The organism is Lachnoclostridium phocaeense, assembly GCF_959599685.1.
In the GTDB taxonomy this organism is placed as follows: Bacteria; Bacillota; Clostridia; order Lachnospirales; family Lachnospiraceae; genus Claveliimonas; species Claveliimonas monacensis.
In genome coordinates, this window is record NZ_CAUGIN010000032.1 from 22,966 (window position 1) to 34,044 (window position 11,079).

9 protein-coding genes are annotated in these 11,079 nt (G+C 53.8%); 1 reads left to right on the plus strand and 8 read right to left on the minus strand.

Annotation, left to right across the window (positions count from 1 at the left end; genetic code table 11):
* Positions 1–9 precede the first annotated feature (9 nt).
* The 8 genes from Q5911_RS12520 to miaB all read right to left on the minus strand — a co-directional run bounded on the left by Q5911_RS12520 (position 10) and on the right by miaB (position 10,610).
* Positions 10–1,269: an NAD(P)/FAD-dependent oxidoreductase gene (locus tag Q5911_RS12520; protein WP_303183236.1), complete on the minus strand. Its 1,260-nt coding sequence runs from the start codon at positions 1,267–1,269 to the stop codon at positions 10–12.
* Positions 1,266–2,555: a methionine gamma-lyase family protein gene (locus Q5911_RS12525; protein ID WP_303183238.1), complete on the minus strand. Its 1,290-nt coding sequence runs from the start codon at positions 2,553–2,555 to the stop codon at positions 1,266–1,268. The genes Q5911_RS12520 and Q5911_RS12525 overlap by 4 nt, the downstream gene beginning before the upstream one ends.
* 53 nt (positions 2,556–2,608) lie before the next feature.
* On the minus strand, positions 2,609–2,920 hold the full coding sequence (locus Q5911_RS12530; protein WP_076777369.1) for a hypothetical protein: 312 nt from the start codon (positions 2,918–2,920) through the stop codon (positions 2,609–2,611).
* Entirely contained in the window at positions 2,884–3,864 is a 981-nt protein-coding gene (gene miaA / locus Q5911_RS12535) for a tRNA (adenosine(37)-N6)-dimethylallyltransferase MiaA (protein WP_226394074.1), read from the minus strand. The genes Q5911_RS12530 and miaA overlap by 37 nt, the downstream gene beginning before the upstream one ends.
* Entirely contained in the window at positions 3,864–5,927 is a 2,064-nt protein-coding gene (gene mutL / locus Q5911_RS12540; RefSeq protein ID WP_303183240.1) for a DNA mismatch repair endonuclease MutL, read from the minus strand. Before mutL ends, miaA begins: the two co-directional genes overlap by 1 nt.
* A 1-nt stretch (position 5,928) precedes the next feature.
* The gene (gene mutS / locus Q5911_RS12545) at positions 5,929–8,574 is read right to left on the minus strand and encodes a DNA mismatch repair protein MutS (protein WP_281724697.1); all 2,646 of its coding nucleotides are present in this window, start codon (positions 8,572–8,574) and stop codon (positions 5,929–5,931) included.
* Positions 8,575–8,656: 82 nt separating this feature from the next.
* Entirely contained in the window at positions 8,657–9,085 is a 429-nt protein-coding gene (locus Q5911_RS12550; protein ID WP_076777366.1) for a putative ABC transporter permease, read from the minus strand.
* A 70-nt stretch (positions 9,086–9,155) separates the two neighbouring features.
* Complete coding sequence (gene miaB, locus Q5911_RS12555) at positions 9,156–10,610, minus strand: tRNA (N6-isopentenyl adenosine(37)-C2)-methylthiotransferase MiaB (protein ID WP_076777365.1); 1,455 nt, start codon at positions 10,608–10,610, stop codon at positions 9,156–9,158.
* Between the two features lie 258 nt (positions 10,611–10,868).
* On the opposite strand from miaB, the gene Q5911_RS12560 reads away from it, so the two are divergent.
* Positions 10,869–11,018, plus strand: a complete 150-nt coding sequence (locus tag Q5911_RS12560) for a hypothetical protein (protein WP_303183243.1) — start codon at positions 10,869–10,871, stop codon at positions 11,016–11,018.
* Positions 11,019–11,079 lie beyond the last annotated feature (61 nt).

An 11,079-nucleotide genomic window follows, 5' to 3' on the forward strand; every position in this document is an offset into this window, starting at 1 on the left:
CCTCCTGATCTATCTCTTTTTCTGTTCTTTCTTCGGTCTCTTTGCCCCGGCGGCCGCTCTGCCGGCCAGCCAGCCTGTGGCCCAGGCCCACTGCAGGTTGTACCCGCCGCACATGCCATCCACATCCAGTATCTCTCCCGCAAAGAAAAGTCCCCGGGTCACCCGGGATTCCATAGTGTCCCCTCTGATTTCTGACAGTGGCACCCCGCCGGCGCACACCTGGGCCTGGTCGAAGGAGTTGGTGCCTGTGATCCGGATCCGGAAATGCTTGCAGGTCTGCGCAAGACGTTCCAGAGCTTCCCCGTCCACATGCTCCATCTTCTCTTTCCAGCGGATGCGGCTTCCTGTCAGCAGCACCGGAGCCAGCTTCCTGTGCAGCAGTCCATGCAGGAACTCCTCCGCCGTATTGTCTGCAAAAACAGGCTTCCTCCCGGCCAGAAGAGCCAACACTTCCTCTTCTGTCATCCCGGGCAAGAGATCAAGGACAGCCCAGACCTCTCTTTTCTGTTCCAGGGCTTTGGCCGCAAAGCGGCTCACCTGGAAGACCGGGATGCCGGAGATGCCATAGTCGGTAAACTGCACCTCCCCCGCATCGGAACAGACTTTCTCTCCCGCCACATACAGACTGACGGAGGCGTCTGTCCGGACGCCCGCCAGCTTTCCTGTAAAGCCCTCGTCAGACTTAAGCTGCACCAGGGCCGGGAGGGGACGGATGACCGTGTGTCCCAGGGATTTTGCCAGGGCGTAGCCGCTGCCGTCAGAACCAAGAGCCGGCGCCGCCTTGCCTCCGGCAGCCAGGATCAGGGCATCGCCGGAAAAGGAGCGGCGTCCCTCCGCCCCGGAAGCCAGCAGCCGAAACCCCTCTCTTCCCGCCTCGGCTCTTTCTACTGTCATGCCGGTGCAGACCTCCACCCCCAGCCGCTTCAGCTCCATGGACAGTGCCTCCCGCACAGCGGCAGCCTGGTCGCTGGCCGGGTAGACAAGGGTTCCCCTTGTCTTAGTCAGAAGTCCCAGCCCCTCAAAAAAGCGCAGCGTATCCTCCGGACCGAACTTTGCAAGAACCTCTTCCACAATCCTGCTGTCTCCGCCCCGGAAATACACTGCCTTCATATCCATATTCGTGAGATTGCACCGCCCGTTCCCCGTAGAGAGGATCTTTTTGCCGGGCATCTCTTTTTTCTCCAGTATCGTCACCCGGGCGCCCTGCCTGGCTGCCGCTATGGCAGCAGTCATGCCGGACGCCCCGCCTCCTGCGATCAGTATTCTCATAGAGTGACCAGCCCTTTCCGCACCAGGTATTCCAGGGACATCAGGATACCCAGCTTTGCGTGGGGCCAGGTAAGTCCCCCCTGGAAGTAGACTGCATAGGGCGGTTTGATGGGTGCGTCCGCCGAGAGCTCGATGGAGGAGCCCTGCACAAAAGCACCTGCCGCCATGATTACGTCGCTGTCATACCCCGGCATAGCCCAGGGCTCCGGCGTCACATAGGAATCCACCGGGGCAGCCGCCTGGATCCCCTGGCAGAAAGCGATGACGCCCTCCGGTGTGCCAAGCTCCACCGCCTGGATGATGTCGTGGCGGCTCTCTTTTCCGTCGGGCACCACTTTAAAACCGCATGTCTCGTAGATATTGGCAGCCAGGATAGCTCCCTTCAGAGCGCTGGCCACCACAGTGGGCGCCAGGAAAAGTCCCTGATAGAAGGACTGCATAACCCCCAGAGAGGCACCTACCTCCCGGCCCAGGCCGGGGGATGTGAGACGGTAGGCACAGTTCTCAATGAGATCCTCCCGCCCTGCAATATACCCGCCGATGGGCGCCAGGCCGCCGCCCGGATTTTTGATCAGAGAGCCCACCACCATGTCTGCTCCCACATCGCTTGGCTCCTGCAGCTCCACAAATTCACCGTAGCAGTTGTCCACCATACAGATCACATCCGGGCGGATCTTCTTCACAAAGGCGATCAGCTCTCCGATCTGCGCCACAGAAAAGCTGGGGCGGGTCTGGTATCCCTTGGACCGCTGGATCGTCACCAGCTTGGTCTTTTCATTTATGGCCTTTTCGATATTTTCATAGTCAAAGCTGCCGTCCTCCAGAAGGTCCACCTGCCTGTAGGTCACGCCATACTCCGCCAGGGATCCTGAGGAGGGGCGGATGCCAATGACTTCTTCCAGGGTGTCATAGGGCTTTCCTACCGGAGAGAGAAGCTCGTCCCCCGGACGCAGATTGGCCCCGAGTGCTATAGCCAGGGCGTGGGTGCCGCAGGCGATCTGAGGACGCACCAGGGCACTCTCTGTGTGAAACACACTGGCGTACACCTTCTCCAGCGTCTCTCTTCCCATATCGTCATAGCCGTAGCCGCTGGTGTAATGGAAACAGCCTTCACTCACCCGATTCTCCTGCATCGCATGGATCACTTTCAGCTGGTTGTACTCAGCTGTCCGGTCAATAGCCTCAAATCTGTCTCTCAGCTTCTCCTCTATCTGCGTTCCAAATCTGTACACGTCCTTGGATATTCCCAGCTGTTCGTACATCCGGGTGATCTGTTCATCCTGCATTTATCTTTCTCCTTCTTTACATTTCTGTTTATAATCCTGCCCGCACCAGCCGTCTAGCGGTGCTCGCCCCTTGTCATCGCCGCCATGATACGGGTCTTCATCTGGGCGCACTGGGCGTCAAACTCCGGGTTGATGGACGGGATCTCCCTCATCACGTCCGCCGCCTCCTCGTATTTGTACATATCATATAAAAGGCCTGCCCGGTTCAGATTGAACATGGCCTTCTCCCCCTTGGTCCTGGCAAGGGGCTCTAAAGCCATCAGCTCCTTATATGTCTTCTCTGAATTTTTGCTGTATGAATAGAGCTCCATGAGCGGATTCATCTTTTTTAAAAATCTGGAGCCCCCGAATAATCCTCTAAACATATCCCTTCTACTCCCTCCGTTATGTGGGAAAGCATTGCCTCCACTATTTTTTCTTCATCGTAATCATACAAAGGCTTGTCGATCCAGATCACGTCTTTCTCCCTCTTAAACCAGGTGATCTGGCGCTTGGCAAAGTGCCTCGTATCCCGCTTGATCCTGTAGACAGCCTCCTCCAGGCTGCATCCGCCGTCCAGGTAATCCAGTATCTCCTTGTAGCCCAGCCCCTGCATGGACACCATACCGGGGCGAAGCCCCATCTCTTTCAGGCGGCGCACCTCTTCTACAAGTCCCGCCTCCATCATCTGGTCCACTCTCCTGTCAATGCGCTGGTACAGTCTGCTCCTGTCATCGTTCAGAACAAAATACCGAAAATTGTAGGGGGAGCTGCGCTGCCTCTCCCGCTCATTGTGCTCCGATATCTTCTCCCCTGTCTGATAGTAGAATTCCAGAGCCCGGATCACCCGCTTTACATTGTTGGGGTGGATCACTTTCGCAGACGCCTCATCCACCTGTGCCAGCCGGGCGTGAAGCGCAGCTGCGCCCTGCTCACGGGCAAAGGCCTCCAGCTCTCTGCGGCAGCTCTCATCCTCTCCCCCGTCCGTAAAGTCGATGTCGTACAGGAGAGCCTGTATGTAAAATCCCGTGCCCCCCACCACAATAGGGATGTGCCCGTTTGCGCAGATCTTCTCCACCGCGTCCCTGGCCATGGCCTGGAATTTCACCACATTGAACTCTTCTGAAGGCTCCAGCACATCCACCAGATAGTGGGGAACCCCCTCCATCTCCTCAGGACGGATCTTGGCGGAGCCGATATCCATATGGCGGTACACCTGCATGGAGTCGGCGGAAATGATCTCACCGCCGATCCTCTTCGCAAGGCAGATGGACGCTTTTGTCTTGCCCACAGCAGTGGGGCCTGTCAACACGATAAGTGGCTGTTTCATCACACGCTCCTCTTGAATTTCTTTTCCAGTTCGCGCCTGCTCATAGCAATGATCGTAGGCCGTCCATGGGGACAGTGGTAGGGATTCTCAAGCTGAAGGAGTTCTCCTATGAGAGTCTCCACCTCCCTGGAGGAAAGTCTCATATTTCCCTTCACCGCCGCCTTACAGGACATGGATGCGATCTTCTCGTCAATGATGTCCGGCGCCAGTCCAGTATAAATCTCATCCGATAAGCTGTCAATCATCTCCATGAGAAGATCTCTTTTGGCAATACTGAAAAGATTGTCCGGCACTGCCCGCACAGCGTAAGAGTCCTGACCGAACTCTTCGATCTCAAAGCCGATCCTTGTAAACTGATCCATATATGTATTGAGAAGCTGCGCTTCCTGCATAGTCAGGTTCAGGATAATGGGCGGACTGATAATCTGGGACGTGAAGTCTCTTGTCTTCATCCCGGTCAGTGTCTTCTCATAGAGGACGCGCTCATGGGCAGCGTGCTGATCGATAATATAGAGATTGTCCTTGAACTCCACCAGCCAGTACGTCTCAAAGACCTGCCCGATGATCCGGTACTGAGAGGCCGCCTGTGGGCTGAGCAGCTTCTCCTCAAAAAGATCAAGCTGTTTTGGAGCGTGCTCTGTTTTTTCTTTTTGCTCCTTAGTTATTTCTGGAACGTGCTCTGTTTTTTCAGTCTCCACCCGGTAATTTACCGCTTCTCTGATCCGATCCCGGGCCGCCTCCGTCTCGCGGATCTGCCCCTGCTCCTTTACCTCTGCAGCCCCATTCTGCTGGTGATAAGAGAGAACTCTCTCTCTCATTTTCTTCATAAAATAGTCCAAATCTTTTCGCGGTTCCCGGTCCGGCTGCGCCGGCTGAGTCTGCACGTTCTGCCCGCTGCTTTCAGGCTGTTTTTTAAAGAGTACGCTCTGTTTTTCTTTTTCTGTCTCTCCCGTACTGTCAGGTTTGCTCTGTTTTTTGTAGAGCGCGCTCTGTTTTTCTATATTTTCTGCCGTGTTTCGGGCAATGGTCTTTGTCATCTCCGGAGGATCAGGCAGATCAATCTGGGGGATCAGCTCATCATGACGAAGAGACCGTGCAATGGCCTCGCAGACACAGTTGTACATTTCCTGCTGATTCTGGAAGCGAACTTCCATCTTCGTTGGGTGCACATTTACATCCACGATCTCCGTGTCTACCTGAATATGCAGAACCGTAAAGGGGTACTTATGCTGCATCTGAAAATCCTTGTAGGCATCTTCAATAGCCTTCGAGATCACACTGCTCTTCACATATCTGCCATTGATAAAATAATTTTCAAAATTCCGGTTCCCTCTGGAGACCACAGGCTCCCCGATACAGCCGGTGATGCGGATGCCTCTGCCCTCATATTCCACTTCCAGCAGATGGGAAGCGATCTCCCGGCCGTACACGTGGTAGATCACATCCCGGAGCCTTCCGTTTCCGGAAGTGTGCAGTTTGGACTGTCCGTTGTTGCGGAACTGGAAAGAGATCTCCGGATGGGACAGGGAGAGCCTGGTGACCAGATCTCCCACATGGCTGGCCTCTGTCATAGGCGTCTTCAGGAACTTGCGCCTGGCCGGCGTATTGTAGAAGAGCTGCCGCACAAGGAAGGTGGTGCCGTCCGGCGCCCCGGTCTCCTCCGGATGCCCTCCCTTGCCCCCCTCGATCCTGTAAGAGGCGCCAAAGGTACTGTCCTTTGTCTTTGTGATCAGTTCCACCTGAGCCACAGCTGCAATGCTGGAGAGAGCCTCCCCTCTGAATCCCAGGGAAGAGATGTGGGACAGATCTTCCGCAGAGCGGATCTTGCTGGTAGAGTGCCGGAGAAAGGCGGACGGGATGTCCTCCAGCTCAATGCCGCAGCCGTTGTCCGTCACCCGGATAAAAGAGATCCCTCCGTCTTTGATCTCAACTGTGATGGAGGTGGCTCCTGCGTCTATGGCATTCTCCATGAGTTCCTTTACAATGGAAGCCGGCCGTTCGATCACTTCCCCGGCCGCTATCTTGTCTATGGTTACCTGGTCTAAAACCTGTATTCTGCTCATATTACCACCTGTTCTTCAATTTATTCTGCAGCTGATACAGCGTATTCAACGCGTCGATAGGGGTGAGATGGCTGACATCCAGATTCTTGATCTCCTCCAGTACATCGTCATCTCTGACCGTGTCAAAGAGGGACATTTGGGCCAGATCCACCTCATCGTACTTCTTTGCCTTCTTCTTCGTCTCCTTGCCCGCCGACGCAATATCTTTCACCCTTGTCGTGATATCCGCGTAGGACAGCTCCTCCGCGATCTCCTTAGCCCGCTCTATGACTGGATCCGGCACGCCGGCCAGCTTGGCTACCTGTATGCCGTAGCTTCTGTCCGCGCCGCCTTTCACGATCTTTCGCAGGAAGACAATGTCGTCCCCCTTCTCTTTCACCGCGATGCAGTAATTGTGCACATTGTCGATCTTGCCCTCCAGCTCTGTCAGCTCATGGTAGTGGGTGGCGAACAGCGTCTTGGCTCCCAGCAGCTTGGTGTTGCTGATGTGCTCCACCACCGCCCAGGCAATGCTCAGTCCGTCGAAGGTGCTGGTGCCTCTCCCGATCTCATCCAGGATGAGGAGGCTGTGGCGCGTCGCGTTCCGGAGGATATTGGCCACCTCCGTCATCTCCACCATGAAGGTGCTCTGGCCGGAAGCCAGGTCATCGGAAGCGCCCACTCGGGTAAAGATCCGGTCCACGATCCCGATATCCGCGCTGGCAGCCGGCACAAAAGAGCCCACCTGGGCCATCAGCACAATGAGGGCTGTCTGCCGCATGTAGGTGGATTTTCCGGCCATATTGGGCCCGGTGATGATGGAGATCCTGTCCTTTTTGTCGTCCAGATATGTATCGTTGGCAATGAACATATCGCCCGGGATCATCTTTTCCACCACCGGATGCCGCCCGTCTTTGATATTGATGACACCCTTCTCATTGATCTTGGGGCGCACGTACCGGTTTCTCTCTGCCACCACAGCCAGGGAAGCCAGCATGTCAAGCTGGGCCACCGCCTTTGCCGTATTCTGGATGCGCACCACTTCTTTTCCCACAGTGTCCCGGACTTCACAGTATAGCTCATACTCCAGGGCGTACAGTTTGTCTTCCGCCCCCAGGATCGTATCCTCCAGCTCCTTGAGACGGGGTGTGATATAGCGCTCTGCGTTGGCCAGGGTCTGCTTACGCGTGTAGTAGTCGGGAACCAGATTTTTAAAAGAGTTGGTCACTTCCAGATAGTACCCGAACACTTTGTTGAATTTGATCCGCAGGTTTTTGATGCCTGTCTTCTCCCGCTCTTCCTCCTCCAGCTTGGCCAGCCAGTCCTTCCCCTCGGTCTTTGCATTTCGCAGTCTGTCCACTTCCTCGCTGTAGCCTTCCCGGATGATGCCGCCCTCTTTCATGGCAAGAGGCGGTTCCTCGCAGATGGCTCTTCCGATCAGGTCACAGATATCCTCCAGGGCATCCATCTCCTCCAGGATCTCCTGCAGCAGAGGCGCCTTAAGATCCTCCAGAATACACCGGATGTGGGGCAGCATGGAGAGGGAACTGTAAAAGGCGGTCAGGTCTCTTGGGTTAGCGGACTTGTAGGTGATCTTGCTGAGAAGTCTCTCCAGATCGTAGACCGGCGTGAGATACTCCCGGATCTCCTCCCTGCAGATGGCATTGTCCTTCAGCTCCTCCACCGCGTCCAGCCGCTTCTCGATCTGCTTTTTGTCTATGAGCGGCTGCTCCAGCTGCTTGCGCAGCATCCTGGCGCCCATGGCCGTCTTGGTCTTGTCCAGCACCCACAGAAGAGAGCCTCTCTTCTGCTTTTCCCGCAGCGTCTCACTGAGTTCAAGATTCCTCCTGGTGGAACTGTCCAGGACCATATATTTTCCCGTCACATACCGGGTCAGATGAGAGAGCTGGGCAAGGTCCGTTTTCTGTGTCTCCTTCAGATAGACAAGGAGAGCGCCGGCGCCGATGACTCCGCAGTCAAAATCCCCGATTCCAAGGCTCTCCATAGAGCTCACCTTAAAATGCTCCTCCAGTGTCCTGCGGCAGATAGCATCGTCAAAGTACCAGGCATCCAGGGCATAGATCGTGATCCCCAGCCGTTCCTTCAGATCATCCAGGTCCATGCCGCTCATGTAAAATGCCTCATTGCAGATCAGCTCCGAGGGCATCAGATGGGTGATCTCATCAAAGAGCATGCTGCTGTCCCCGATCTCCGTCACAAAGTACTCTCCTGTTGTCACATCAGCCACAGAGACGCCGTAAGTGTCTCCAATGTAGGCCACACACATGATATAATTGTTTTTCGTCTCGTCCAGGGCCTGGGGATCCACTGTGGTCCCCGGCGTGACGATCCGCACTACTTCTCTTTTGACCAGGCCCTTGGCTGTGGCCGGATCCTCCATCTGCTCACAGATAGCCACTTTGTATCCCTTCTTGACCAGGCGGCTCAGGTAACTGTCCACTGCATGATAGGGCACGCCGCACATGGGCGCTCTCTCTTCCAGGCCGCAGTTCTTTCCTGTCAGCGTGATCTCCAGTTCCCGGGATGCTGTGATGGCATCCTCAAAAAACATCTCATAAAAATCTCCCAATCTATAAAACAGGATGCAGTCTTTATATTGTTTCTTCGTATCCACGTACTGCTGCATCATGGGGGTTAATTCAGCCATGTAAGTTCTCCTTTGCTGTTCTTGTCTTTGGTGCGCACGCCCGCAGGCATACATAGTTAGTATAGCATATTTCCCCGACAAATTAAATCAGGAAAAAATGCGGTTTTTTCTCGCCAAATATCCTCCACAGGATCATTCCTCCCAGGTAAATACCTACTGCGCTCAGCGCAGAAAAGAGAAGCATAAAGGGCACACAGATCTGACCAAAGAGCTGCAGGGGCATCCCGGTGTAATCCCATACATGCCATCCCATCCACTTATTGACAATGATTCCTGTGATAAATTCACAGGATGTGATAAAGACCATGCATCTTAACATCTGCATCCACATGGGATCTCTCCACTCCCGCACGCTCCCCTGCCAGGCACAAAAACACATGCAGATTCCTCCCAGAACAAACATGCTCCAGTGGGAGAATCCCCGGAAGACCACCTCAAAGGTGTAGTAAAGGCACCCTCCCACAAGCCAGATCAGCAGATATTCACAAATTTTTTTCCTGTATTTTTCCATTAAAAAACGCCCTCACTGTATAGTCTCCTATATAGTGTGAGCGTTTCCTGTCCAAATTATAAATGGCATTTTACACCATATGTCCCAGATAGTAAAATCCTCTGCAGTCTTCCAGGCGGACCTGCACCAGCTTTCCGATCAGCTGTTCATCTCCCGGGAAGTGGACCAGAAGATTGTTGCTCATGCGCCCGGTCATAAGGGATGGATCATGGTCGTTGACCGACTCCACCAGCACCTCCTGCACGGTTCCCTGGTGAACGCCGCACACCTCCCCGGCTATCTCCTGCACTTCCTTGAGAAGCCTGTCAAAACGATCCTTCACCACATCCTGGGGAACCTGCTCCTCCATGGCTGCTGCGGGCGTCCCTGTCCTCTTTGAGTAGATAAAAGTAAAGGCGCTGTCATACCTCACTTTGCGCACCACATCCAGCGTCTCCTGGAAGTCTTCCTCCGTCTCTCCCGGAAATCCCACAATAATATCCGTTGTAAGAGAGATGTCTGGCACCGCAGCCCGTATTTTGTCCACAAGGTTCAGATACTGCTCCTTTGTATACCGGCGGTTCATCTTCTGCAGGATCCGGCTGCTTCCCGACTGCACTGGCAGATGGAGATGCCGGCAGATCTTCTTTGATCTTCCCATGACTTCTATGAGCTCGTCAGACAGATCCTTCGGATGGGAAGTCATAAAGCGGATCCGCTCGATCCCCTCCACCTTCTCCACCTCCTCAAGAAGCTGTGCAAATGTCATGGGATGCTCCAGCGTCTTTCCGTAGGAGTTCACGTTCTGCCCAAGGAGCATGATCTCCACCACACCGTCGGCAGCCAGGCGTTCCACCTCCCGGATGATGGCTCTGGGATCCCGGCTCCTCTCCCGCCCGCGGACATAGGGAACAATGCAGTAACTGCAGAAATTGTTGCACCCGAACATGATATTGACACCGGACTTGAACGGATATTTTCTCGCCACAGGCAGATCCTCCACGATCCTGTCCGTGTCCTTCCAGATATCAATGACCATCCGGTCCGACTCCATCCGGGTAGCGATCAGCTCCGCAAATTTGTAGATATTGTGCGTGCCGAAGATAATGTCCACGAACCGGTAACTCTTCTTCAGCTTCTCCACCACCTGGGGCTCCTGCATCATACAGCCGCAAAGAGCGATCATCATATGGGGATTCTCTTTTTTCGCGTGTCCCAGCTGACCAAGCCTTCCGTATACTCTCTGGTTGGCGTTCTCCCGCACGGTACATGTATTGTAGATGACAAAATCTGCCTGTTCCTCATCCGGCCCCTCTGTATATCCCACTTCCTGCAGGATACCCTCCAGCTTCTCCGAGTCCCTGGCATTCATCTGGCAGCCGAAGGTAACGATTTTATAGCGGGGCGCATGTCCATGTTCCTCTTTAAATCTCTCTACATACTGACGACATTTCTTGACAAAATAATACTGCCGTTCAGGTTCATCAGCAGGTGCTTCCTCCACGGGTTCACTAAATATTCTGTTCCATTTTTCGTTTTCTATCATTTATCTGATCACCTCAAAGTCAAAACTATTGTTACGCTGACGGCATTTCGCCGTCTAAGAATTATATCATGCAGTACCATGGCAGGCAACAGGAAATCCTCCTCAAATAGTCAGCCACTGTTTTTATTCTATATCTGTGAAAAAAATATCTTTGCTGTCAAAGAAATATATTTGCTTGTTATGCACAAAAAACTGGGATATGATAAGAAAAAAAGTGACTATAGTCACAAAAAAGAAAGAAAACAGGGGAAAAGGAATATGGATGCTATTGTACAGGTAAATGATGCGGTGAACAGTTTTGTCTGGGGTGTTCCCGCAATGGTATGCATTATCGGAGTCGCCCTGTTCCTGTTGTCCGGAACAGGGCTGAAGCTGGTTAAACAGAACGAGCAGAAACACAAAAAATAAGCGATGGGGAGTATCCCAAAGTTTGTGTAAACCTTCAAACTGATGTAAGATAGACTTACCA